Below are 23,297 nucleotides of genomic sequence, written 5' to 3'. Positions count from 1 at the left end.
ATCAGGCCTTGGGGGGCAGTGCGGGTGGGGCGCCCTTGGCCGCCTCGCCCGAATTGCGCAGCGACAGGAAGATCGACCCGGCGATCAGCGTGGCCGTGACCAGCAAGGCATAGCCAATCGGAATCTTCACAAAGTCGATGAGCAACATCTTGCCGCCGATGAAGACCAGGACCAGTGCCAGGCCGTAGGCCAGCAGGTGGAAACGGTCGGCCAGGTCTGCCAGCAGGAAGTACAGCGCACGCAGACCCAGGATGGCAAAGATGTTGGCCGTGAGCACGATGAACGGGTCGCTGGTGATCGCGAAGATGGCTGGGATGCTGTCCACCGCAAAGATGATGTCGGTCGTGCCGATCAGGATCAGCACCACGAACAGCGGGGTGTAGTGCTTGACGCCGTTGATCAGGGTCGAGAGCTTTTCGCCGTCGAACTGGTCGGTGATGCGGATGCGCTTTTTCAGGAACCTGAGCACCGGGTTGGTGGCGATGTCAGGCTCCTGCCCGGCGGCAAACCACATCTTCACGCCCGTGACGACCAGGAACGCACCGAACACATACAACAGCCAGTGGAAGGTGGCCAGCAGCCAGGCGCCTGCCAGGATGAGCAGCGTGCGCAGCACGATGGCGCCGATGATGCCGATGATGAGCGCGCGCTTTTGGTACTGCGGCGGCACGGCAAAGTAACTGAACAGCATCAGGAAGACGAAGATGTTGTCCACCGACAGGCTCTTCTCCACCAGGTAGCCGGTGATGAACTGCATGGACACCGTGTTGGCGATCTCGCGCCCCTGGCTGCTGTCCAGGTACCACCACAGGATGGCCACAAACACAAAGGCCAGCGAGAACCACAACAGGCTCCAGCGCGCGGCCTCGCCCATGGTGACCTTGTGCGCGCCCTGGCGCTCCATGACCAGCAGGTCCACGCCTATGGCGATGACCACGAAGACGGCAAATCCCGCCCACATCCACCACGTTCCGATTGTTTCCATCGAGTTTCTCCAAAGATGCCCTCACACGCCCAGGCACGCCGGACGCCCAAGCCCCGGACTGTAGGGGCTGGGGTACTTCTTTAAAACCTGTGATCACGGTAGTATTGGTTCGGTTTTTACGAACCAAACACTTTTTTAACGGCTCCACCGAAAAGAGATCATGAGCCAGAGCTTCAACTACCGCCATCTTTTCTACTTCTGGGTGGTGGCCAAGGAGGGCGGCATCGCCCGCGCCGCCGAGCGGCTGGACATGGCCGTGCAAACCATCAGCGCCCAGGTGCGCGAGCTGGAAAAATCGCTGGGCGTGAGCCTGCTGCGCACCGAGGGCCGCAACCTGGTGCTGACCGACGCAGGTGTGGCCGCGCTGCACGAGGCCGACCACATTTTTGCGCTGGGCGAATTGCTGCCGGTGCGCGTGCGCGAGGCCGCCAGCGGCCAGACGCTGCGGCTGAACCTGGGCATCTCCGACGGAATCGCCAAGCTGGCCGTGCACCGGCTGCTGACCCCCGTGCTGGACGAACCCCACCTGCGCCTGCTGTGCCATGAGGGCGAGTTCCAGCCCCTCTTGGGCGAGCTGGCGCTGCACAAGCTCGATGCCGTGCTGGCCGACCGCGCCGCGCCGCCCAACCCGGCCCTGCGCACCACCAGCCAGCTGCTGGGCACGAGCGCCATTGCCTGGTATGCGCCCCCGCTGTGGGCCGAGGCGGCGGCCAACAACTTCCCGCACAGCCTGGCTGTGGTGCCCGTGCTGCTGCCCACCGACCACGCCGCGATGCGCGCACGCATCGACCACTGGCTGGAGCGCGAGCGCATCCGCCCGCGCATTGCCGGGGAGTTTGAAGACAGCGCCCTCTTGAGCACCTTTGCCGCCACCGGCATGGGCGTGATGCCCGCGCCGGTCTCGCTGGGCGAGCACCTGGCCCAGACCCACGGGCTGGTGCAGGTGGGTACCGCACCCGACGTGCAGGAGCAGTTCCACCTGATCTACAGCGCCCGCAAGGTGATGCACCCGCTGCTCACGCGACTGCTGGAGGCAGGCCAGGGCGGAATGCTATTGAATTGATAGCCAACCGTACATATTCATCTATCGCTTGGGGCCAAAAATACTAAAACTTCAGCGCTGCGGCATGTCCTTGACCGAATACCCCAGGCTCACCGTGGCGTCGTCAGGAATGGCGGGCATGGACGCATTCCACGCCTCCCACGCGGCACGCATGGCCTGCAGACGTTCGGGCTCCACGGGCGCGCGGTTGGCGCGCTCGCGTTCGTCGTCGGCCAGGTTGAACAGGTAGTCGTTGCCATCCACGCGCAGGTACTTCCACACGCCCTGGCGCATGGCGCGCTGGCCCCGGTGGTTCATGCGCCAAAACAGCGGGGGTTCGTCCAGCACCGACGCATCGCGCAGCAGCGGCATCAACGAGCGGCCGTCCAGCGGGTAGTCCGCATGCGCTGCGGCCCCTGCGACATCGAGCATGGTGGCCGACCAGTCCATGGTCATACAGGTCTGCGCGCTCACGCCGCCGGGGCCGATCACTGCAGGCCAGTGGGCAATCCAGGGCACGCGGATGCCGCCTTCGGTCAGGTCCATCTTGCCGCCGACCAGCGGCCAGTTGTCCGAGAAGCGCTCGCCACCGTTGTCGCTGGTGAACACCACCAGCGTGTCGCGCGCAAGGCCCTTTGCCTCCAGCAGCGCCATGATGCTGCCGATGCCCTCGTCCATGTGGTGGATCATGCGGCGGTAGGTCTCGATGTTGCCGCCGTGCAGATGAAACAGGTTGCCCTTGACCTCCTGCGCCAGCGCCTCGTCATCACGCGTTTCCCAAGGCCAGTGGGGCGCGGTGTAGTGCAGGCTCAAGAAGAACGGCGTGCCCGCCTGCGCGCCCGGCGCCATGCGCTGCACATAGTCGAGCGCGTGGTCGGTGATGAGGTCGGTGAGGTAGCCGTCCTGCTGCTTCTCTCCCTCACCCAAGTACAGGTCGTGGGCGCCATTGGAGCTGCAGTGCGTGAAGTAGTCCACCCCGCCCGACATGGGGCCGAAGAACTCTTCGTAGCCCGAGCGCAGCGGCCCAAACGCAGGCGGGTAGCCCAGGTGCCACTTGCCCATCAGCGCGGTGCGATAACCCGATGCGCGCAGCAGCGACGGCAGCGTGGGGTGCTCGGGCGGCAGGCCCAGCGTGGTGCTGCCCCGGCTCTTGCTGTTGATGGGCTCCTCGGCTGCGCCGCGCAGGCGGTACTGGTAGCGCGCCGTCATCAGCGCAAAACGTGTGGGCGAGCAGACGGGCGAATTGGAATAGCCCTGCGTGAGCTTGAGGCCATTGGCCGCCAGCTGGTCGAGCACCGGCGACACCGGGCCAAACGCCGCATCGCGCCCACCGTAGCAGCCCAGGTCGGCATAGCCGAGGTCGTCGGCGACGATGAAGATGATGTTGGGGCGGGGTGGTAGGGTCATCTCGAAATCCAGTTTCACTCAACGTGGCGCGCAGTCTTCGCGACAGGCGCGGCCGAGGCGGGGGCGGCAAGCAAGGACCGCCCCGCAGCGAGGCCGCCGTCCCCCTCCGGGGGAAGCGGCGCAGCCGCTCAGGGGGGCTTCCTTGCTATGGTTTGAAGCCCGAGCGCTGCACGACCGGCGCCCATTGCGCGCGGTAGGCCTTGAGCATCGCTTCGGTCTGCGCCATGGTCGCCACCACGGGCTCCATCTTGGCAGTCTCGAACTTGCGCTGCGTGTCCGGGTCTTTCATCACCTCCACGATCAAACCGGACAAACGTTCGGCCTGGGCCTTGGGCATGCTCATCGGGGCAAAGAAGGTGTTCCAGCCAGTGGCGGCCAGGTCCATGCCGCTTTCCTTGAAGGTGGGAATCTTTGCATCGAGCGGGCTGCGCTTGGCGCTCGACACGGCCAGGATGCGGATCTTGCCGGCCTCGTGCTGGGGCAGCAGGCTGTCAAACGTGTCGAACGCCACGGGCACCTGGCCGCCCAGCAGGTCGTTGAGCAGCGGCGCCGAGCCCCGGTAGCCCACCACCTCGGCGCGCACCTTGGCGGCGTCGCCCACCATCAGGCCAAAAAAGTGCGGCAGGCTGCCCGTGGCAGGCACGCCGAAGTTGGCCTTGTCGGGGTTGGCGCGCAGCCACGCCATGAGGTGCGGCAGTTCCTTGACCGGCACGGCACTGCCCACGGCCACGCCAAATTCATAGCTGTTGACATGGCTCACGGGGCGGAAGTCGCGCTCCGGGTCGTAGCCCGCATCGGGGAACACCAGGGGTGCCACCAGCATCACGGCGGGGTTGGCCAGCAGCAGCGTGGGCTGGTTGGCGGGCGCGGCTTTGACAGCCTGGGCCGACAGGCGGCCGCCCGCGCCGGTCTTGTTCTCTACGATTACGGGCGTACCGAGCTTGCTGCCCAGCTTGTCGGCCACGATGCGGGCCACGCGGTCGGTGGCGCCGCCGGGGGCGTAGCCCACCACGATGCGCAGCGGGGTGTCCTGGGCCTGACACAAAGAGGCAGCAAGTGCCAGCGTGGTGGCGACTAAGGATTCAACGAGTTTCCACATGGAAGGGCTCCGGTGCGAGATTCAAAAAATGCCTCGATGGGCACGATCAGATGAGTGGATCCACTGTAGGAGGCACACAATCAATTGATCTAAACAATTCTCGCCCGGAAATACCCTGATGCCCGATATAAATCCGGTCCCCGTTCGCTCAACCCTCACCGGCGACGGCCTGATCCATCCAACGACAGCCCATGACCTGCTGATGTATCGCCTCCACCGCCTGCTCGCCGTGGCGGGCAGCCTGGTAGTAAGGCTGTGCGAGGGGGGTTACGGCATCACCCGTCGGGAATGGGGGTTGCTCATGGTGCTCGCGCAACAGCCAGGTCTGCCGCCCGCAGCACTCGCCGAACACTTGGGACTGGACCGCGCTCGAACATCGCGCGCCATCACCTCATTGCTGAACAAACAACTTATCACTCGCAGCACCATGCCTGGGGACCGGCGCCACGCCATGTTGTTTCTGACACCTGCAGGACTGTCGCTCCACGACGAACTATTCCCGCAAATCAGGGCACTGAACCAGGATCTACTGTCTCAGCTGACACCCGGAGCGGTACGAGCGCTGGATCAGGCACTGGCCGCCATGCAACAGCAAGCGGAGGCTCTGGTCGCAACGCGCACCGATCTCCCAAGAACTTACCGGCTCAGAGGCGGCCGACAGCAACTTTCGCGTGGCGGTCAAGACTCCACGTGAACTCGCCGCCCAACACCAGGCTCGTGCCTCATGGCCACCCCTCACTTTTCGGTAGTCGAGTACACCTCAAGTAGACGATCCAAATCGGACCGTAGCATTCCATTGGGGTCAATTGCGGCGTCCTTGGGCGAAGACCGCACGCCCGAGGCAATCACACCCGAGGTCACATCGGTGATGGATATCTGGACTTGGTAAAGGTTGCTGTTGTTCGCGTATTCCTTGGTGGACGCACAAACGGGTTCACCAGGGTCTGCGAAATAAATCACTGCTGCATCTGTGGCACGCTTGGGCGTACGCAGGTAGCTGGCGTACAACGAAGCCGGCACCGGGGCTTTTTCTGAGCCATTGACGTAATAAGACTCCTCCCAGTCATCGTTTTGCACCACGAGGTTGTATTTGAGCGAGCTGACTTTCAACATGGGATCGCGACCATTGCCAATCGACTCCGCAAATACGTAAAGAATCTTTGTCCCCCGATACAGCACACCGTCAGTGCCAACGATGGTGCAAGCAACAGCATCCAAGTTGGTTGCGGAGTGCACGCCACCAGAGCTGATGTTCTTCAAATCAGCTTGTGCGACGCCAGCAGCCAGCAAAAAACTGCCAACAATCAAGCATTTTTTCAACATACCCTCTCCTCTCCTTTAAAAAACTGGTGTGCCATTGTGCGTACCGTTCTCCACATCCACTCGAGGGCGAAGCCGTACATGGCGTTACGTATGCAGCGAAAAATAACAGAACAGATACAAATGTCTACCCAAATCTGTGTATTTCGCCTTATGCCCTGCGGCCTTGTGTGGGGTTGTCCAGCGCCTTAGCCTGCGAAACGCACATTGAGACAGTCTGCGCGACGTCCTTCACAATGCTCCGGATTGAGGCACTCCTGATTGCGCCTCCTTGAAGTACGTCAATACCTCCAAAGCCCATGCCATCTCCCTCGACATCGTTGTGGAGCCCCTTGCGCCAACCCGCGTTCAGGGGCCTGTGGATTTGCGGCGGCATCTTTTTTGTGGGCAGTGGCATGCAGAGCATGGCGGCGGCCTGGCTCATGGTGGAACTCACGGGTTCGTCGTTCCTGGCTGCTCTGGTGCAGACGGCGGTGTTCATGCCCATGTTTTTGCTGGCACTCCCTGCCGGCGTGCTGGCGGACACCACCGACCGGCGCCGGTTGATATCGGGCGCACTGCTGGCGCAGGCCGGGGCGTGCGCCTTGCTCACGCTGCTGACGCTGGGGGGCTGGAGTGGCCCGGCGTCGGTGCTGCTTCTGGTGTTCATCTGCGGCTGCTGCACGGCAGTGCTCACACCCGCTTGGAACTCGTCGGTCATCGACCCCGTACCACGCGACGAATGGCCCCAGGCCATCACCGCCGTGAGCATTGCCTACAACGCCGCGCGCGCTGTGGGGCCCACGATGGCGGGCCTGGTGTTTGCGCAGCTGGGCGCGGGCTGGGTCTTTGCCGTCACGGTGACCACCACGCTGGTGATGTGGGAGTCCATCCGCCGCTGGCCGCCCAAGGCGCACCCGCCCTCCAAGCTGCCCGCCGAACGCCTGTGGGGCGGCACCCTGAGCGGCCTGCGCTTTGCCTGGCACTCGCGCATGATCCTCGCGCAACTCGTGCGCGTGATGGCCTTCAGCGCAGCGGGCTCGGCCCTGTGGGCGCTGCTGCCGGTGATTGCGCAGCGCCAGCTCGGCACAGGTGCACAGGGTTTTGGTCTGCTCATGGGCTGCCTGGGCACGGGCGCCGTGGCGGTCGGCCTGGTGCTGGGGCGGCTGCGCGCGCGTTTTGGGCTCGAGGCCATCGTCGGCGCCGGTGGTGTGGTGTTTGCGGTGGCCATGCTGGTGGCGGCGCTGACGCACATCGCCTGGGTGGTCTACATCGCCATGCTGTTCGCGGGCGCTGCCTGGATGTCGGCCATGTCCACCTTCAACACCGCCACCCAAGCCAGCGCCCCGCAGTGGGTGCGCTCGCGCGCCGTGGCCATGCACATGGTGGCGGCGCTGGGCGCGTTTGCGATGGGCTCGGCTTTCTGGGGCGCGTCCTCGGACCTGATCGGACTCATGCCCACTCTGTGTGTGGCCGCCGCGCTGATGGGCGCGGGCCTGCTGCTGGCCCGCCCCATGCCGCTGCGCATGGGCGCGCTGCACGAGGTGACCCAGGCCACGCCCTGGGACGAACTCTTCATCGAGGCCGAGCCCCTGCCCGAAGCGGGGCCCGTGGCCGTGGAAGTGGGCTACCGCATCGCCCCCGGCACCGATACCGCCTTCCTCGACACCATCAGCCGCATGAAGGCCCCACGCCGCCGCGATGGCGCCACCTTCTGGCGCATCTACAAGGACCTGGGCGAGCCGTCGCGCTATGTCGAGCGCTTCATCGTCGAGTCCTGGGCCGACTACTTGCACCAGCGCGCCCGCGCCACCATGGCCGACCAGGCGCTGGAGACCGAGGTGCGGGCGTTCTTGGCGCCGGGCGAGGTGGTTCGCATGTCTCACTACATCGCAGAGCGATAAACGCCCTTGAGCCGATCCACCGTGGTTCCGGCTTGATGCGCGTCAATTTTCGCAGCCGGATCGGGTACCGACACCCGCGGTCTGCCTGCGACAATCGCACCATGACCTTCGCCCCCCTTGCCAACGACACCTTCCTGCGTGCCTGCCGCCGCCAGGCCACCGACTACACGCCCTTGTGGCTCATGCGCCAGGCGGGGCGCTATCTGCCGGAGTACAAGGCCACGCGCGCCCAGGCGGGCAGCTTCATGGGCCTGGCTACCAATGTCCAGTACGCCACCGAAGTGACCTTGCAGCCGCTGGAGCGTTTCCCACTCGACGCCGCCATCCTGTTCAGTGACATCCTGACCGTGCCCGACGCCATGGGCCTGGGCCTGTCCTTTGCCGAGGGTGAAGGCCCGCGCCTTGCCAAGGTGGTGCGCGACGAAGCGGCCGTGGCCGAGCTGGCCGTGCCCGACATGGACAAGCTGCGCTACGTGTTCGACGCCGTCACCAGCATCCGCAAGGCGCTCAATGGGCGTGTTCCTTTGATCGGCTTCTCGGGCAGCCCCTGGACACTGGCCTGCTACATGGTCGAGGGCAAGGGATCGGACGACTACCGCCTGGTCAAGAGCCTGATGTACGCCCGCCCCGACCTGATGCACCGCATCCTGGCCATCAATGCCGACAGCGTGGCCGCATACCTCAACGCCCAGATCGACGCGGGCGCACAGGCTGTGATGATTTTTGACAGCTGGGGCGGCGTGCTGGCCGACGGTGCCTTCCAGGAGTTCAGCCTGGCTTACACCAAGCGCGTGCTGGCACAGCTCAAGCGCACCGGCGTGGATGGCACCGATGTGCCGCGCATCGTCTTCACCAAAGGCGGCGGCATCTGGCTGGAGGACATGAAGGACATCGACTGCGAGGTGCTGGGCCTGGACTGGACGGCCAACCTGGGCAAGGCACGCGCCATCGTCGGCGGCCAGGTGGGCGGCCCCGGCAAGGCGCTGCAGGGCAACATCGACCCCAACGTGCTGTTTGCGCCGCCCGCGCAGATCGTCACCCAGGTGCATGCCGTGCTCGACAGCTTTGGCAAGCCCCACACCGACCGCAACACCACCGGCCCCACGCATATCTTCAACCTGGGCCACGGCATCAGCCAGTTCACCCCGCCCGAGCATGTGGCGGCATTGGTGGAGGCTGTGCACAGCCACTCGCGCGCGCAGCGCCAGGGCTGACACCCCGGGCGAGCCATCCAAACCGCCCGGCACACCGCCCAGGGACCAGGTGATGGCAATGGAACAGCCCGTACCGCCGCCAGCGGAGCCACCCACCGGCCCGCAGGCGCTGCCCGCCTCGGCCCTGCAAGCCCCACCCGGCGCGCTCGCGGACTGCGTGCGCGCCTTTTTCTGGCGCGACCTGGGCCGCCAGCCGCCCAACACCCCGACGGACACGCGCGTGCCGCCCAGCCCCTACCCCGGCATCATCTGGCTCACGCGGGGCACGGCCCAGCTCGTGGAATGTGCGGGCGCGACCGCCGCAGCGGCCATGCCGGCCATGCCGGCCATGCCGGCCATCACACTCTCGGGCGCCCACCGCCATCCGTACCACTCGGTCTCCTCGCACGATGGCGATTCGTTCTGCCTGGCGTTCCAGCCCGGCGCGCTCGGGCTGCTGACCGGGCAGGACCTGGCGCCGCTGACCGACCGGGTCACGGACGCAACGACCTGGCTGCCCGCAGCCTGGCACCCTTTCCTCGCGGCCGTCCACGCGGCGCGCGACCATGGGGTGCGCCAGGCGCTGTGCGTGGACTTCCTCACCCCACGCTGGGCGGCCGTGGCCGACCGGCATGCTGCCTGGTTGCAGGTGTTGCACCAGGCTTGGCAGCGCGGCGCACGCCAGGCCCTGGCCTCTGCGCTGGACTGGACGCCCCGGCACCTGCAGCGCCGCACCCGGCAGCTGGCGGGCCTGCGGCCTGGCGAGATCGAACGCATGCTGCGCGCCGAACATGCCCTGCTGGCCATGCGCGACGGCAACGCCGGTGCCCTCGATGCCGCGCTGCGCCATGGCTACGCCGACCAGGCGCATTTCAGCCGCGAGGCGCGCGCCCTGTTCGAAAAGCCCCCCGCAGCGCTGAAGGCCCACACCCGGCGGCCGGGCGACGATGCGGACTGGCTGCTGCGGCGCAGTTGAAGCCACCGCCCGCTGGGGACTGCTGATTACCGCTGGATCACCTGGGGCCGCTTGATCTTGGCCTGCAGCTGTAGGATGCCGTAGAGCAGCGCCTCGGCCGTGGGCGGGCAGCCGGGCACATACACATCCACGGGCACGATGCGGTCACAACCCCGCACCACCGAGTAGCTGTAGTGGTAGTAGCCACCGCCGTTGGCGCATGAGCCCATGGAGATCACGTAGCGCGGCTCGGGCATCTGGTCGTAGACCTTGCGGATGGCGGGCGCCATCTTGTTGGTCAGGGTGCCGGCGACGATCATCAGGTCGCTATGGCGGGGGCTGGAGCGCGGGATGATGCCAAACCGGTCCAGGTCGTAGCGCGCCATGGCGGCATGCATCATCTCGACCGCGCAGCACGCCAGCCCGAAGGTCATGAACCACAGGCTGTCGGTGCGTGCCGCCTGCACCACCTCGTCCAGCCGGGCCAGCACAAAACCGTCGCGCTCCATGGTGGGCGCATCTGCCATGGGGGAAGAAGAGTAAGTAGCCATGGCGGCATCGTCGCCACAAGTCGCCGCGCCGTCTTGAAGCAAAGCGACATGGACCGCTGTGACACCAAGAACGCCAGACACTCCAGGCCCTGCGACAATCCCCGGGCATTTCGCAGCAGATCCGGCGTCCCCGCCAGCGCACTTATGCACAAAGTTGGAGCATCCTCGTACCCAGCGCGACTTCGTACGGCAACTTGCAAACAAACCTCGCCACGACGCTAAGTGCTTGATTTATATGGCGTTAAATCCCCTGCTTTTTTGACAGGCAATCCAGCCAAAGCACGAATTGACAAGGACTTGCGGAGCAAACCCAAGGGATATCAACAAAGTTATCCACAGAAATTCTGAATTTCTTACAAATCCCCTGTCAAATCAATCACTTGCAGCCCAAATCGAAGAAATGCATGAACATCTGATGACGGCACTAGCACAAAAAGGGGGCAACCTGTCCTCTTGACGAAGTCCTGCTGTCCGACTTATGCACACAAAACGTGATGCATCGCAACATGGAGACGCTGAATCGGCTTAGCACAAAAATCCGGGGCAAATTTCTTCAGATGATTGATTCATAACGATTTTTTTGGAGTGCTGTATTTCCGGGCAATCTGTTCGCAGCCAGCATTCATGCGGCTTGGGCGGGGGTCGGGACAGGATGTCAACAAAGTTATCCACAGAAATCCGGGATTACTCACACACCCACGGCAAATCAAGCACTTAGCCGCCAAAGCTCCAGATCACATCCACAACGCGCACTAAGCCTATTTCTCCTCCATAGCTCGTGTCTATGTCCCTCTCCCTCGTCCACGTTGCCCTGCAGACGCCATCGCACAGCGGAGTCGGCGACCTTCTGAGCTACGCCAGTGAGCGCCCGCTCTCACCGGGTACGCTGGTGCGTGTGCCCTTGGGCACGCGCGAGGTGCTGGGCGTGGTGTGGGACGCCGACGAAGCCCCCGGTGAGCTGCCCGATGGCGCCACGCTGCGTCCCATTGCAGGTGTGCTGGAGGGCGTGGCGCCCCTGGATGCGTCCTGGCGCCGTCTGGTGGGGTTTGCAGCACGCTACTACCAGCGCGCCTTAGGCGAGGTGGCCCTGGCGGCCCTGCCCCCGCAACTGCGCGACCTGCGCCCCGAGCAGTTGGCACGGCGGCTGCGGCGCCCGGCCAAGGGCGCAGGAGATACCTCACGCACTATTGAAAACATAGCACTCAGCGCAGAACAAGAAAGCGCCAGGGCCCGAATTTCCTCAGAAAAAGGGCCTTTCCTGCTGTTTGGCAGCACCGGCAGTGGCAAGACCGAGGTGTATCTGCGTTGCGTGCAAGAGATGCTGGAGGCCGACCCCACCGCCCAGGCGCTGGTCATGGTGCCCGAGATCAACCTCACGCCCCAGCTGGAAGAGCGCTTTGCAGGCCGCTTCGCTCCGCGCTTCGGCCCCGGTGCCGTGGCGTCGCTGCACAGCGGCATGACCAACCCGCAACGCCTGGCCAGCTGGCTGGCCGCGCACAGCGGCAGCGCGCGCATCGTGCTGGGCACACGCATGGCGGTGTTCGCCAGCCTGCCCGGCCTGAAGCTCATCGTGGTGGATGAAGAGCACGACCCCAGCTACAAGCAGCAGGAGGGCGCGCGCTATTCCGCGCGCGACCTGGCCATCTGGCGCGGGCGCGAGCAGGGCGCTAAGGTGATCCTGGGCTCCGCCACGCCGTCGCTGGAGAGCTGGTACGCCAGCCGTCCGGCCACGGCCGAAGACCCAGAAGGTGGCCGCTACGTGCGGCTGCACATGCCCAGCCGCATTGGCGCCGGTGCCCTGGCCCGTGTGCGCCGGGTGGACATGAACCAGCAGCCCCGCCGCACCGTGTTCAGCGCGCCGCTGCTACAGGCCATTACCGAACGCGTGGCGCGTGGCGAGCAGAGCATGATCTTGCTGAACCGCCGGGGCTACGCGCCCGTGCTGCACTGCGTGGACTGCGGCTGGAAGAGCGACTGCCCGCACTGCAGCGCGCACCAGGTGTTCCACAAGACCGACCGCACCCTGCGCTGCCACCACTGCGGCCACACGGTGCGCGTGCCGTTTCACTGCCCGACCTGCGGCAGCCCCGACATCCACCCCATGGGCAAGGGCACCGAGCAGCTGGAGGAGCAGCTCGGCACGCTGCTGCGGGAGGTGCTGCGGCCCGACCGCACGCCCGCCCGCATCGCCCGCATCGACGCCGACACCACCAAGGCCAAGGGCGCGCTGGAGGCCCAGCTGGCGCAGGTGCATTCCGGCGAGGTCGATGTGCTGGTGGGCACGCAGATGATTGCCAAGGGGCACGACTTTCGGCGCATCACGCTGGTGGCTGCGGTGCAGCCCGACGGCGCACTGTTCAGCAGCGACTTCCGCGCCGCCGAGCGGCTGTTTGCACTGCTGATGCAGGCAGCGGGCCGCGCCGGGCGCGACGCCGCCTACATGGCCGCCCAAGCGGTGCATGGCACGCAGCCCGAGATGTGGGTGCAGAGTTTTCACCCCCAGCACGCCGTGTTCGAGGCACTGCGCAAGCACGACTACGAAGCTTTTGCCGCCCAACAGCTCAAGGAGCGCGAAGAGGCCGCCATGCCCCCGTTCTCGTACCAGGCGCTGGTGCGGGCTGATGCGCGCACGCAGGAGGTGGCGCAGGGCTTTCTGACTGCGGCCACCGCCGCCGCCCACGCCGCGCAGTTGCCGGGTTTGCCCGATGGCACGGTGATCCTGTTCCCGCCTGTGCCGCTCACGATCCAGCGCGTCGCCAATGTGGAGCGCGCCCAGATGCTGATGGAAAGCAGCAGCCGCGCCACCCTGCAGCGCTTTCTGGCGGCATGGCAGCCGATATTGCAAGCCACGCGCAGCCAGCCGGAGCACAAGGGGCTGATCCGCTGGCTGGTGGATGTGGACCCGCTGGCGATCTGACCTACGTCAGCCTGGCAAACCGTCGTTGTACACCTTGACATAGCAGATACCGTTGGGCTGAAGCACGAGACCCACGGTACATTCCGGCGTAAAGCCTGTAGGTGGGAGCAATGTCAACCCGGTGATCACACTGACTCCCGTCACCCGCTGCGGGCGATCTGTCAGATTCTGAGCGGTGTAGATGTGGAAAAAATCCCCGAAGAACAGCTCCGTGCTGTGAGGAATGTTGGCAACACCGCCTGGCGGCTGATCCAGTGCGATCTCTACGGGCGCCGGCTCTGCAACCGCAGGACGATTCCAGAAGGCCGCAGACAAGGCTCCACAAGCTACAAGACCCGAAGCCCACATCTTCAGCACCCGCCGGTTCTGCGCGCGCATCGCGTAAAGGGCCACGGCAGCCAATACAACCGCCATTCCGATCAGGGCCCACTCGGACATCGTTGGCACATTCGAGGCCGCAAAGGGTGCATAGGAGACACTCCCCATGGATTGGGCTGCTGCCCCCTGTGCCACCAGCAATCCCAGGACCATCGCAGCAACAGACCTTGCACCCAACAAAACTCGCGTCATTCTGAATTCCCTCAATGTAAATCCACAATTGTTACAAGGGTTTATTGGCTCAGCAAGCAAGTTATTGCCATACGCGCACGCCATCATTTGCAAATTGCTTTCGTCCACAGGAGACAACCATGACCCCCGATCACTTCACCGAACTTCTCGCCCAGGAAGGTTTCGCTGAGCCCGTCCTTGTCGAGCGTGAAGCCAATGGATCCTGGGACGAGCACACCCATCCTTTCGAGGCCAAGGCACTCATTCTTTCGGGGGAAATCCGCATCTGCACCGCGAACGGGTCAGAGCACACCTTCCGCAAGGGCGACGTGTTTCATCTGAAGGCCCACGAACCTCACTCGGAGTTCTACGGACCGACCGGCGTGTGCTATCTGGCGGGCCGTAAGGTCGGCATCTGAGCGCTTTGCCACAGTGGGGCTGGCCCCTCAGACGCCTGCACCGAGCGGGCTACCGCTAAAAACTTGCGTTCAACGGGCCTAACCTCAATACTGCGGCCTTCACACGGCACTCGGTGGCGCCTGCATGCAATCCCGAGGGCCTTCCGTTGTAGCAAGGAGGTTGCTTCTCGCCTTGCGTCGCTCCTTATTGAGAAAGCCCAAGCCATGACAGCAACAATTGTTCGTGCACTCATTCTGTTGTCTCTTATGGCGGTGGGCGTCTCTGCAAGCGCCCAGAACCTCCTTGCCAATGGCAATTTTGAATCGGGGCTGGCAGGCTGGAATACATGGGCGGCGCCGCCCGGCTTCTGGGACGGGGCCTGGATACACAGCAACGACTGCGATATCTGGGTCCCAACCGTGTGTCCTTTCGGTAGTGGCGGTACGTCCCATTCCCAGAAGAAGGGTAGCGGTGCTGGCAATGCACACGGGGGCCTTTTCCAAACTCTCGCTGTTACCCCGGGTCGTGTGTACAGACTTCGGGGGGTGTGGTCTGGGGGCGTGACCGGTAACGCGGCTGGCAACGCCAGCTGGTGGGAAGTTGTGGCTTACAACGGCGCTGTGGGGGCGGCAACCATCGACGCAGCTCCCGGTCCCATGGATGTGTTGATAGCCCGTCGCGAGGTATCAAATCTTGCGCTCAATGGCGTCTTTCAGTTTCAGTGGGAACCTTTTAGTGGCACTTTCACAGCCTCGTCTAACCAAGTAACCATTGCACTGAAGACTGGCAGCTTTTTCACCCTCGATGCAGCTGGCTACCACGATGACCTTGTGCTTGAGGAGGTGACGGCAGTCCCTGTCAACGCCTCCTGGGCTTTGATGACTCTCGCACTCGCTTTGTTCGCTACCGCCATGTGGCGGTACCGCAGCCACATGGCCCGCAAGTAGACTCCCTACTGATTTGAGGCAAAGACCCGGCTGGAGACTCCACAAGTCAGCCCCATACGTTGCGAGCCACTCCCCCTTATGCTGTCAGGTCAGCAGCGCCACTGCGGCGGAGAAGCTCAAGAACGCCAGCGCAGTGGACACCAAGATGATGCGCGCCACCCGCCCGTTGTTGGCGCCGAATTTCTCGGCCAGCAGCGACACGTTGCTGGCGCTGGGCAGCGCCGCCAGCAGCACCATCACCGTGAGCGCAAAGGGCGTGAGCGGTACCCCCATCGCCATGGCCGCCGTGCCTGCGCCCCACACCAGCAGCGGGTGCACCAGCAACTTGGCCAGCGCCACCGGCACGTAGTCCCGTGCAGGGACCTGCTCGTGCTGGTTCATCTGCGAGCGGGCGAGCACTGCGCCGATGGTGAACAGCGCAACGGGCGAGGCCGCGTCGGCCAGCATGGCGATGGTCTTGTCCACCGGGCCCGGCAACTTGAACTGCAGCGCCGACGCCAGCGCGCCCAGCGCAATCGACCAGGGCATGGGGTTGGTGGCCATGCCCCTGAAAGCGCTTTTCAGCGCCACGCCCACGCCGTGGGTGCCCGCCCCATCCAGGCGCGAGAGCGCAATACACAGTGAACTGGTGATGACCATGTCCACCACGATGGTGACGATGGCAGCGCCCGCGCTCTGGGCACCCAAGAGGGCCACCAGCAGCGGCACACCCATGAAGCCCGTGTTCGGGAAGGCTGCGACGAGCGCACCAAAGGCCGCGTCGTTCCAGCCGATGCGCGCGTTGCGCGTAAGCGCCACCGTGGCGCCCACCATGACCAGCGCACACAGCACATACACGCCCGCCACGGCCGGGTCCAGCAGTTGGTGGATGGGTGTGCTGGCGCCAAAGCGGTACAACATGCACGGCAGCGCAAAGTACAGCACGAAGGCGTTGAGACCTGGAATGGCGGGCTGCGGCAGCACGCCGCGCCGTGCGGCGAGGTAGCCACAGAGCACGAGCGCAAAGAAGGGGAAGGTGACGAGCAGGACGGACAGCACAGCCCGATTGTCCTTGTTGCGCCAGCAGCCAGGGTCTGCGGCGCCCGGGGTGGTCAGCGCAAAGTCAGGTGGGTGGGCTCGCGGGTGGCGAGCGCAGGCACCCGTTTTTTGTTATTGCTTGCGCTGAATGATGAGGTTGCGCTTGGCATCCTCCGGGTACGCAAAGGTGATCGCGCCGTTCTTGACCATGCCCATGACCAGCATGTTGCGCGTGATCGCGTCCTTGTCCTGCGCGCTGAAGGGCTTGTCGTAGGTGGTGACCACGCCGTAGTAGGTCTTCATCTTGCCCTCCAGCGATTCCTTGATGGCCTTGCCGTTCAGGTTGCCGTCGCGGATGCCGAGGAAGGAATACATCAACAGATAGGTGGCGTCGTAGGCGTTGGCTGCCGCCATGGGCACGGCCACCTTGCCTTGGTACTTGCGGGTGTAGCTCGACAGGAACGATGCCCGGCGCTCGTTGCTGGGCTCGGCGATGAAGGTCTGCACCATGAGCGCACCCTCGGCCGCATCTTTGGCGCCTTCGAGGAAAAACGGGAAGGACAGCGGCCAAGGCCCCACCTGCGGCACCTTCCAGCCCAGCGCCTTCTTGCCGTTGGCAATGGTGGCGTTCTCCGGCCCCACGGTGTAGCTGTAGACCACGTTGGCGCCCGCGTTGCGGGCCGCAGTCAGCTCGGCCGTGAGGTCCTTCACCCCCAGGTCAAAACGCGCCACGTGCACGGGCTTGAGGTTCTTGGCCGCCAGCGCGGCCACCACGTCGTTGTAGCCGCCTTCGCCATAGCCGGTCTTGTCGGCAAAGATGGCGACCTTGTCCCAGCCACGTTTGACGATGTCGTCCACCAGGAAAGGCGCCTGGATCGCGTCGCGCGCCTGCACGCGGAAGATGTAGCTGTCGGGCGCGGGATATTTGGCCGTCACGGCCGTGCCTGTGGCGCAGGGCACGATGAGCGGGCTTTTGGCGTCCTGGAACAGGTCGATGGCCTTGAGCGCCACGCCGGTGTTGCAAAAGCCAATGGTGGCGACCACTTTCTCATTGAGCAGTTCCTGCGACACCTTGCGGCCTTGATCGGGGTCGGCCCTGTCGTCCTTGATGACCAGCTCCAGCGGGCGGCCCAGGTAGCCACCCACGGCATTGATCTCGTCCACCGCCAGCTTGATGCCATTGAGCATGGGCACGCCAAAGTCGGCCGACGGCCCCGTGAACGGCCCCACCACGCCGATGCGCGCGGGGGCGTTGCCCCCCACCTGCGCATGCGCCACCCGTGGCAGCAACGCCGCACCCGCCAGCACACCGGCAGCCGCCAGGGCGGACCAGGCGGTCCATGCAGGCAGTGGCAACCGACGGCGGCCCGCCCGGGGCGCGGCGGCAGTCAGAGCGATGGAAGGCGGGGTGGCAGGGTTCATGGCGATGCTCGGTTCACAACACTCCCCTCCCGACAAAGGGAAGGACTCGCCAACCAGTATCAAATTGTGAAAACAAAGCCCCTAGCGGGGTTTCCCGGAGCACAGGGCCCGCGCGCGGGTCCGGCAGCGGCCCCGTCAGCAGCCTGTCAGGCGATGGTCGCGCATGGGGCGGCGGCCGATACCCTCGCGCCGCAGCCGCCGGGGGCGCGCCGGTATCATTGCGCCCTTGCGCGGCACACCCCTCGGTTTGCACCCCGCGCCCGTGGCGCCCACCGCCCCGCGCCCTGCCCGGTTTCCGCCCTCCGCCCCTTCCTGCCCTCACCCTCTCCATGTCTGCCGGTCTCAATCTCGCCCAGCTCCAGGCTGTCCACTACACCGACGGGGCCTGTCTCGTGCTGGCAGGCGCGGGCTCGGGCAAGACACGGGTGATCACGATGAAGATCGCCCACATGATCGAAAAGGGCATGGACCCCAAACGCATCGCGGCCATCACCTTCACCAACAAAGCCGCCGCCGAGATGCGCGAGCGCGCCAAGGGCCTCATCGGCCGGCGCGCCAAGGATGTGCTGGTGTGCACCTTCCACGCGCTGGGCGTGCGCATGGTGCGCGAGGACGGCCATGTGCTGGGCCTGAAGCCCCAGTTCAGCATCCTCGATGCCGATGACGTGACGGGCATCCTGAAAGAAGCCTCGGGTGGCACCACCGACATGGCCACGGCGCGCCAGTGGCAGTGGGTGATCAGCAAGTGGAAGAACATGGGCCTGACCTCCGAACAGGCCCTGGCCCAGGCGGCGGACGACAACGAACGCATCATCGCCACGCTGATGGCCCGGTATGAAGAGCGCCTGGCGGCCTACCAGAGCGTGGACTTTGACGACCTGATCGGCATGCCGCTGCGGCTGCTGCGCGACTTCCCGGAGGTGCGGGCCAAGTGGCAGGCGGCCCTGGGCCATGTGCTGGTGGACGAGTACCAGGACACCAACGCCACGCAGTACGAGCTGCTCAAGCTGCTGGTGGGCGAAAAGGGACATTTCACCGCTGTGGGCGACGACGACCAGTCCATCTACGGCTGGCGCGGCGCCACGCTGGACAACCTCAAGAAGTTGCCGGTGGACTACCCCCACCTCAAGGTCATCAAGCTGGAGCAGAACTACCGCTCCACCAGCGCCATCCTGCGTGCGGCCAACAACGTGATCGGGCCCAACCCCAAGCTGTTTCCCAAGACGCTGTTCAGCGAACTGGGCGAGGGCGAGCCGGTGCGTGTGGTCGATGCCGACAACGAGGAGCACGAAGCCGAGCGCGCCGTGGCCCGCATCCAGAGCCTGCGCGCGGCCAGCAACCCGCCGCCGGACTGGAAGAGCTTCGCCATCCTGTACCGCGCCAACCACCAGGCCAAGCCGTTCGAGAAGGCACTGCGCAAGGCCAACATTCCCTACAAGGTCTCGGGCGGCACGAGCTTCTTTGACCGCGCCGAAATCAAGGACCTGTGCGCCTGGTTTCGGCTGTGGATCAACAACGACGACGACCCGGCGTTTTTGCGCGCCATCACCACGCCCAAGCGTGGCATCGGCCACACCACGCTGGCATCGCTAGGGGCCTTCGCCACCCAGCACAAGCAAAGCATGTTCGGCGCGCTATTCAACGGCATGCTGCCTGCCGCTGTGCCCAAGCGCGCCATGGATGGCCTGCACGAGTTTGGCCGCTACATCAATTACCTGGAGTACAGCGCCCGCCGCACCCATGGCGCCGAAGAGGCCCGCGCCTTTCTGAACGAATGGCTCAAGGAAATTGGCTACGAGCAGCACCTGTACGACAACGAAGACAGCGAAAAAGTGGCGGCCGCCCGCTGGAGCAACGTGATGGAGTTCTGCGACTGGATGGCCCAGCGCGCGGGCGGGCAGATCGACGATACGGCCGGTGCCGTGGTGGCCAAGGAGACCAAGAGCCTGCTGGAGGTGTCGCAGACCATTGCGCTGCTATCCACCATCAGCGAGCGCGAGCAGGAACAGGACATGGTCACGCTCTCCACCCTGCACGCCAGCAAGGGGCTGGAGTGGCCGCATGTGGTGCTGGTGGGCGTGACCGAGGGCATGCTGCCCTTCAAACTGGACGACGACGAAGGCCGCCAGCAGAAGGTGACCGACGACGTGCTGCAGCGCCTGCAGGAGGAGCGCCGCCTGATGTACGTGGGCATCACCCGCGCCCAGCGCACCCTGGCCGTGAGCTGGACCAAGCGCCGCAAAAAAGGGCGCGAAATGGTGGCCGCACAACCGAGCCGCTTCATCGCCGAAATGGGCCTGGACAAGACCACCGCCCGCGAAGACCCGCGCGAAAAGCTCAAGGCCCTGCGCGCCGAGTTTGCGGCCAAGGCCCAGGCCACCACGGCGGCCAACGCGGCTGCGGCCGCCAACCCGGCGCCCACTGCTTGAGAGGGCGTACGCACATGGCACAACACCCCGCCACCGATACCACCCCACGCCCCGCCCTGCCCCGTGGCCGCAGCGCCTGGGGCATTGCTGCGCTTTTGATAGCTATCAGCGCTTGTCCTACAAGCGCCATCAGCCAAAAAGGCCCACAATCCACGGCGGCATGCCCAGCGGCGGCAGAGATGGATCACCAACACCTACAGGGCCAGTGGCGCGCCGAGCTGCAGGCCCCTGCGCCGGGAGATAAGCCCACCACGGCCACGCTGCAACTGGGCCCGCACCCCGAGCTGGCACAGAGCGTGCGTGGCACCGTGGTGCGCAGCGGCACCACGGCCCAGGTCAGTGGTGACGTCGACGGCGGCGACCTGACCCTGGAAGAATCGATCAACGGCACCAACATCAGCGCCACCTGGACAGGCCAGGTGGTCGATGGAAGTTGCGGCAAGGAAATACGCGGAACATGGAACAACGCCCACCCCACCCCCACCACGCCGTCAGCACCGTTTGTGCTGCGCAAACAGGCGGCCTGGCAATGAGCGCCGTTGCGCGGGGTACCCCCGCGTCCCGTCTGCACCGCCCGCTGGCCTTGCTGCTCGCAGCCCTGGCCCCGGCCGGCGCGGCCTTTGCGCAATCAGCACCTGCCGCATCCGCCGGGACCGACGCGGCCCTGCGCCGCTGCACCGCCCTGTCCAGCGACAACCAGGCGCGCCTGGCCTGCTTTGACGCCTGGGCGGCCGAACAGGCCCAGGCCGCTCCTGCAGGAGCGCAGTCCTGGCAAGCCCCTGCTGCTTCGGCGTCGGCCAGTGCCAGCGGCGCAAGCTCTTCGTCGGCCGTGCCCCCGCCGGTGGACGCCACGCTGCCTGCCACCCGCATCATCGACGTGGCGCGCACCGAAGGCTGCCGCGACCCGCAGTACAGCGATCTCTCCCGCTTCTGGGAGCTGGAAACGGGCACGGACTGCGGCACATTCAGCTTCCGGGGCTACCGCCCGATCACGGTGTCGGTGGTGGCGTCGAGCAGCGTGAACCGCCAGCCCGCGTCGGATGCCGACGGCAACTCGGCCACCGACTCGACCCCGTACCGTCGCACCGAAAACCGCATCCAGCTGTCCGTGCGTACCAAGATTGCGCAGGGCCTGCTGACCCAGGGCCACCCCACGCTCAAGGACTCGCTCTGGTTTGGCTACACGCAGCAGTCGTACTGGCAACTGTTCACCCCCGAGATCTCGCGCCCCTTCCGCGCCACCGACCACGAGCCCGAGCTGATGTACGTGTACCCCACCACTGCACAACTGCCGTTTGGCTGGAAGTGGCGCTACAGCGGCATCGGCCTGGTGCACCAGTCCAACGGCCAGAGCAAGCCGCTGTCGCGCAGCTGGAACCGCGCCTACCTGATGACCGGCATCGAACTGGACAACCGCTTCAGCGTGAACGCCCGCATCTGGAAGCGCATCCCCGAAAGCGCGGGAAGCGACGACAACCCGGGCATCAGCGACTACATCGGCCGGGGCGAGTTGTCGCTGCTGTGGAACGTGAACAAGGACAACACCCTGGGCGCCACCGTGCGCCACACGCTGGCCAGCAGCGACCGGGGCTCGGTGCGTGTGGAATGGCTGCAGGCCCTGGGCACCGGCCTGTTCGGCAGCAAGAGCAACCTGCGCCTGCACACCTCGTTGTTCAGCGGCTACGGCGACAGCATGATCGACTACAACCGCAAGCGCACTGTGTTCAGTGTGGGGTTGAGTCTGGTGGATTTCTAGCAGAGACACCCCCTGAGGCGCTGCGCGCCTTCCCCCCGCTCTCACATCGCTACGCGATGTGAGAGCGGGGGGACGCAGCCCGCGCTGCGGGGCGGCCCTGGCTTGGCTGCCCGCGCCTGGGGCCGCGCAGTTGCATACGCCTTGGACGAAGCACCAGCCAGCAGTAGCCCAAAGCGGGGCGAAGGCCCTCACAACTCGTTACGACATCGTCCTCAAGTTTCTCCGGATGGCGCCGACGCGCGGCCACAATGGCACGCGCACAGAAACCGGCGTGGCCCCCTGTGAGAGGCGCTCAATAAGAGCCCCTTTCCCACCGTTTTACCTGCCATTGCCTGCCGCGTGCCCCTCGACAATGCCGACAAAGAGGAACACACCCATGGACATGCAATACCAGCTCAAGGCAGGCAGCTATTACCTGTATGACATGCGCGAGGCGCCCAGCGCCGTCACGGGTGAACGCCGCTTCAAGCTCAAGACCGACACGGTGGCCATTGCGTTCGATGTGCACACGGGCGAGGTGCACCAGCACGGCAGCCCCACGCGCATCCAGTCCTGGGCCAACAACACGCGCCGCCGCCTGCGCGCTGCCGGTGCACAGGACGTGGCCAACGACATCGTGGTGGTGTCAGGCCCGCTGCCCGTGGACGAGCTCAACAAATGCCTGTGGGTGCGCGGCTATGTGCGCCGCATGTTCTCGCGCCTGGCCACCCTGCCCCATGGCAAGCTGCAGCGGCCCTCGGAACCGTTTCGCAAGGCGGCCTGATCCGGGCAACCTCTCCCACACATTCCGATCAGGGCCGCGCACAGCGGCCCTTTTCCTTTGTCCTGTCTTTTTCTATCAGGGCGGGCGCCAAAGGGGTCAGGCTTCGGCGTCCTCGACCGCGTCGCTGTCCACCCCCTCCAGCACCTCGGCATGCTTGACGATGGTCACCGGCACCGGACTGGCATGGGCCACCTCCTGCGACACCGACCCGAGCAGCGCGCTGGTGATGGCGCCCTGCCCCTTGGCACCGATGATGACCATGTCACAGCCCGAGCGCTCGATCATGTCCACCAGCGTGTGCGCCACATCGCCCACGCCCACATCGGTTTCGTAGGCCACCCCGGCGGCATCGAGCAGCGCGCGCGCTGGCGCCATCAAATGCTGGCCCGCCTCCAGGCTGGCGGCGGCGATCAGGTCGGGGTCGCGGGTGGTCACCAGTTCGTACAGCGTGGCGGGCTCCTGCACGTTGGCCAGCACCATCGTGGCCTGGAGCCCCTGGCGCACCAGCGCCAGCGCGTGGTGCACGCCATCCAGGGAGAGTTCGGAGCCGTCCACGGCGATGAGGATCTTGAGCATGGGGTTCTCCTTGAGTGAGTACAGACCAGTGTAGCGACGCCATCGGCCAGCGCCAGTCCAATCCCTTGCGGCAGGTCAGCCCGGCCC

21 protein-coding genes are annotated in these 23,297 nt (G+C 65.3%); 12 read left to right on the top strand and 9 right to left on the bottom strand.

From position 1 onward, the window contains the following. Window position 1 precedes the first annotated feature (1 nt). The gene (locus ASD75_RS21665) at window positions 2-985 is read right to left on the bottom strand and encodes a TerC family protein (RefSeq protein WP_056065578.1); all 984 of its coding nucleotides are present in this window, start codon (window positions 983-985) and stop codon (window positions 2-4) included. Between the two features lie 160 nt (window positions 986-1,145). Between ASD75_RS21665 and ASD75_RS21660 the strand changes: the two genes are divergently transcribed. Next, window positions 1,146-2,048 (top strand): LysR family transcriptional regulator, encoded by a 903-nt coding sequence (locus ASD75_RS21660; RefSeq protein ID WP_056065575.1) that lies wholly within the window; start codon window positions 1,146-1,148, stop codon window positions 2,046-2,048. Window positions 2,049-2,099: 51 nt separating this feature from the next. On the opposite strand, the gene ASD75_RS21655 is transcribed toward ASD75_RS21660, so the two are convergent. Together ASD75_RS21655 and ASD75_RS21650 are read right to left on the bottom strand one after the other, a co-directional pair. Then, window positions 2,100-3,434 carry a sulfatase gene (locus ASD75_RS21655; protein ID WP_056747961.1) on the bottom strand — a complete coding sequence of 445 codons (1,335 nt, stop codon included), beginning with the start codon at window positions 3,432-3,434 and terminating at the stop codon, window positions 2,100-2,102. A 145-nt stretch (window positions 3,435-3,579) separates the two neighbouring features. Continuing rightward, complete coding sequence (locus ASD75_RS21650; RefSeq protein WP_056747959.1) at window positions 3,580-4,533, bottom strand: Bug family tripartite tricarboxylate transporter substrate binding protein; 954 nt, start codon at window positions 4,531-4,533, stop codon at window positions 3,580-3,582. A gap of 118 nt (window positions 4,534-4,651) precedes the next feature. Here ASD75_RS21650 and ASD75_RS21645 point away from each other — a divergent pair, with 118 nt between their 5' ends. Continuing rightward, the gene (locus ASD75_RS21645) at window positions 4,652-5,227 is read left to right on the top strand and encodes a MarR family winged helix-turn-helix transcriptional regulator (protein WP_056747957.1); all 576 of its coding nucleotides are present in this window, start codon (window positions 4,652-4,654) and stop codon (window positions 5,225-5,227) included. Between the two features lie 41 nt (window positions 5,228-5,268). Here the strand turns inward: ASD75_RS21645 and ASD75_RS21640 are convergent, their stop codons facing one another. Beyond that, window positions 5,269-5,856 carry a hypothetical protein gene (locus tag ASD75_RS21640; RefSeq protein ID WP_056747955.1) on the bottom strand — a complete coding sequence of 196 codons (588 nt, stop codon included), beginning with the start codon at window positions 5,854-5,856 and terminating at the stop codon, window positions 5,269-5,271. 296 nt (window positions 5,857-6,152) lie between these two features. Here ASD75_RS21640 and ASD75_RS21635 point away from each other — a divergent pair, with 296 nt between their 5' ends. From ASD75_RS21635 to ASD75_RS21625, 3 genes are all read left to right on the top strand, one after another. Next, window positions 6,153-7,736, top strand: coding sequence for an MFS transporter (locus tag ASD75_RS21635; protein ID WP_056747953.1), 1,584 nt, complete (start codon window positions 6,153-6,155; stop codon window positions 7,734-7,736). A 101-nt stretch (window positions 7,737-7,837) separates the two neighbouring features. Continuing rightward, window positions 7,838-8,950, top strand: a complete 1,113-nt coding sequence (gene hemE, locus ASD75_RS21630; protein ID WP_056747952.1) for a uroporphyrinogen decarboxylase — start codon at window positions 7,838-7,840, stop codon at window positions 8,948-8,950. Between the two features lie 58 nt (window positions 8,951-9,008). Beyond that, window positions 9,009-9,905 carry a helix-turn-helix transcriptional regulator gene (locus tag ASD75_RS21625; RefSeq protein ID WP_235511671.1) on the top strand — a complete coding sequence of 299 codons (897 nt, stop codon included), beginning with the start codon at window positions 9,009-9,011 and terminating at the stop codon, window positions 9,903-9,905. Window positions 9,906-9,931: 26 nt separating this feature from the next. On the opposite strand, the gene ASD75_RS21620 is transcribed toward ASD75_RS21625, so the two are convergent. After that, window positions 9,932-10,393, bottom strand: coding sequence for an NADH-quinone oxidoreductase subunit B family protein (locus ASD75_RS21620; RefSeq protein WP_369817519.1), 462 nt, complete (start codon window positions 10,391-10,393; stop codon window positions 9,932-9,934). Between the two features lie 826 nt (window positions 10,394-11,219). On the opposite strand from ASD75_RS21620, the gene priA reads away from it, so the two are divergent. Beyond that, complete coding sequence (gene priA, locus ASD75_RS21615) at window positions 11,220-13,352, top strand: primosomal protein N' (protein WP_200947635.1); 2,133 nt, start codon at window positions 11,220-11,222, stop codon at window positions 13,350-13,352. Between the two features lie 6 nt (window positions 13,353-13,358). Here priA and ASD75_RS21610 read toward each other — a convergent pair whose 3' ends face one another. Beyond that, a complete protein-coding gene (locus ASD75_RS21610) occupies window positions 13,359-13,922 on the bottom strand; it encodes a midcut-by-XrtH protein (RefSeq protein WP_162251105.1) in 564 nt (187 codons plus the stop codon). 119 nt (window positions 13,923-14,041) lie between these two features. On the opposite strand from ASD75_RS21610, the gene ASD75_RS21605 reads away from it, so the two are divergent. Both ASD75_RS21605 and ASD75_RS23825 read left to right on the top strand, forming a co-directional pair. Then, window positions 14,042-14,320 carry a cupin domain-containing protein gene (locus tag ASD75_RS21605; protein ID WP_056747941.1) on the top strand — a complete coding sequence of 93 codons (279 nt, stop codon included), beginning with the start codon at window positions 14,042-14,044 and terminating at the stop codon, window positions 14,318-14,320. 204 nt (window positions 14,321-14,524) lie between these two features. Beyond that, entirely contained in the window at window positions 14,525-15,247 is a 723-nt protein-coding gene (locus ASD75_RS23825; RefSeq protein ID WP_146872084.1) for a hypothetical protein, read from the top strand. An 84-nt stretch (window positions 15,248-15,331) separates the two neighbouring features. On the opposite strand, the gene ASD75_RS21595 is transcribed toward ASD75_RS23825, so the two are convergent. Both ASD75_RS21595 and ASD75_RS21590 read right to left on the bottom strand, forming a co-directional pair. Beyond that, entirely contained in the window at window positions 15,332-16,285 is a 954-nt protein-coding gene (locus tag ASD75_RS21595; RefSeq protein ID WP_056747938.1) for an AEC family transporter, read from the bottom strand. A gap of 111 nt (window positions 16,286-16,396) precedes the next feature. Further along, the gene (locus ASD75_RS21590; RefSeq protein WP_121941147.1) at window positions 16,397-17,686 is read right to left on the bottom strand and encodes an ABC transporter substrate-binding protein; all 1,290 of its coding nucleotides are present in this window, start codon (window positions 17,684-17,686) and stop codon (window positions 16,397-16,399) included. 329 nt (window positions 17,687-18,015) lie between these two features. Between ASD75_RS21590 and ASD75_RS21585 the strand changes: the two genes are divergently transcribed. The 4 genes from ASD75_RS21585 to ASD75_RS21570 all read left to right on the top strand — a co-directional run bounded on the left by ASD75_RS21585 (window position 18,016) and on the right by ASD75_RS21570 (window position 22,634). Then, complete coding sequence (locus ASD75_RS21585; RefSeq protein ID WP_056747936.1) at window positions 18,016-20,115, top strand: ATP-dependent helicase; 2,100 nt, start codon at window positions 18,016-18,018, stop codon at window positions 20,113-20,115. 179 nt (window positions 20,116-20,294) lie between these two features. Further along, entirely contained in the window at window positions 20,295-20,648 is a 354-nt protein-coding gene (locus ASD75_RS21580) for a hypothetical protein (protein WP_235510738.1), read from the top strand. Beyond that, window positions 20,645-21,871: a phospholipase A gene (locus tag ASD75_RS21575; RefSeq protein WP_056747935.1), complete on the top strand. Its 1,227-nt coding sequence runs from the start codon at window positions 20,645-20,647 to the stop codon at window positions 21,869-21,871. Before ASD75_RS21580 ends, ASD75_RS21575 begins: the two co-directional genes overlap by 4 nt. Before the next feature lie 376 nt (window positions 21,872-22,247). Beyond that, window positions 22,248-22,634, top strand: coding sequence for a hypothetical protein (locus tag ASD75_RS21570; protein WP_056065534.1), 387 nt, complete (start codon window positions 22,248-22,250; stop codon window positions 22,632-22,634). 96 nt (window positions 22,635-22,730) lie between these two features. Here ASD75_RS21570 and ASD75_RS21565 read toward each other — a convergent pair whose 3' ends face one another. Continuing rightward, entirely contained in the window at window positions 22,731-23,210 is a 480-nt protein-coding gene (locus ASD75_RS21565) for a universal stress protein (RefSeq protein WP_015015969.1), read from the bottom strand. Between the last annotated feature and the right edge of the window lie 87 nt (window positions 23,211-23,297).

Origin of the sequence: Acidovorax sp. Root568 (assembly GCF_001427445.1) — a bacterium.
Lineage (GTDB): Bacteria > Pseudomonadota > Gammaproteobacteria > Burkholderiales > Burkholderiaceae_C > Acidovorax > Acidovorax delafieldii.
This window is presented reverse-complemented; position numbering and strand designations above follow the sequence as displayed.

Coding starts and splice junctions, on each gene's coding strand:
- ASD75_RS21665 (WP_056065578.1), bottom strand. CDS start 985: ATGGAAACAATCGGAACGTGGTGGATGTGGGCGGGATTTGCCGTCTTC.
- ASD75_RS21660 (WP_056065575.1), top strand. CDS start 1,146: ATGAGCCAGAGCTTCAACTACCGCCATCTTTTCTACTTCTGGGTGGTG.
- ASD75_RS21655 (WP_056747961.1), bottom strand. CDS start 3,434: ATGACCCTACCACCCCGCCCCAACATCATCTTCATCGTCGCCGACGAC.
- ASD75_RS21650 (WP_056747959.1), bottom strand. CDS start 4,533: ATGTGGAAACTCGTTGAATCCTTAGTCGCCACCACGCTGGCACTTGCT.
- ASD75_RS21645 (WP_056747957.1), top strand. CDS start 4,652: ATGCCCGATATAAATCCGGTCCCCGTTCGCTCAACCCTCACCGGCGAC.
- ASD75_RS21640 (WP_056747955.1), bottom strand. CDS start 5,856: ATGTTGAAAAAATGCTTGATTGTTGGCAGTTTTTTGCTGGCTGCTGGC.
- ASD75_RS21635 (WP_056747953.1), top strand. CDS start 6,153: ATGCCATCTCCCTCGACATCGTTGTGGAGCCCCTTGCGCCAACCCGCG.
- hemE (WP_056747952.1), top strand. CDS start 7,838: ATGACCTTCGCCCCCCTTGCCAACGACACCTTCCTGCGTGCCTGCCGC.
- ASD75_RS21625 (WP_235511671.1), top strand. CDS start 9,009: ATGGAACAGCCCGTACCGCCGCCAGCGGAGCCACCCACCGGCCCGCAG.
- ASD75_RS21620 (WP_369817519.1), bottom strand. CDS start 10,393: ATGGAGCGCGACGGTTTTGTGCTGGCCCGGCTGGACGAGGTGGTGCAG.
- priA (WP_200947635.1), top strand. CDS start 11,220: ATGTCCCTCTCCCTCGTCCACGTTGCCCTGCAGACGCCATCGCACAGC.
- ASD75_RS21610 (WP_162251105.1), bottom strand. CDS start 13,922: ATGACGCGAGTTTTGTTGGGTGCAAGGTCTGTTGCTGCGATGGTCCTG.
- ASD75_RS21605 (WP_056747941.1), top strand. CDS start 14,042: ATGACCCCCGATCACTTCACCGAACTTCTCGCCCAGGAAGGTTTCGCT.
- ASD75_RS23825 (WP_146872084.1), top strand. CDS start 14,525: ATGACAGCAACAATTGTTCGTGCACTCATTCTGTTGTCTCTTATGGCG.
- ASD75_RS21590 (WP_121941147.1), bottom strand. CDS start 17,686: ATGAACCCTGCCACCCCGCCTTCCATCGCTCTGACTGCCGCCGCGCCC.
- ASD75_RS21585 (WP_056747936.1), top strand. CDS start 18,016: ATGTCTGCCGGTCTCAATCTCGCCCAGCTCCAGGCTGTCCACTACACC.
- ASD75_RS21580 (WP_235510738.1), top strand. CDS start 20,295: ATGGATCACCAACACCTACAGGGCCAGTGGCGCGCCGAGCTGCAGGCC.
- ASD75_RS21575 (WP_056747935.1), top strand. CDS start 20,645: ATGAGCGCCGTTGCGCGGGGTACCCCCGCGTCCCGTCTGCACCGCCCG.
- ASD75_RS21570 (WP_056065534.1), top strand. CDS start 22,248: ATGGACATGCAATACCAGCTCAAGGCAGGCAGCTATTACCTGTATGAC.
- ASD75_RS21565 (WP_015015969.1), bottom strand. CDS start 23,210: ATGCTCAAGATCCTCATCGCCGTGGACGGCTCCGAACTCTCCCTGGAT.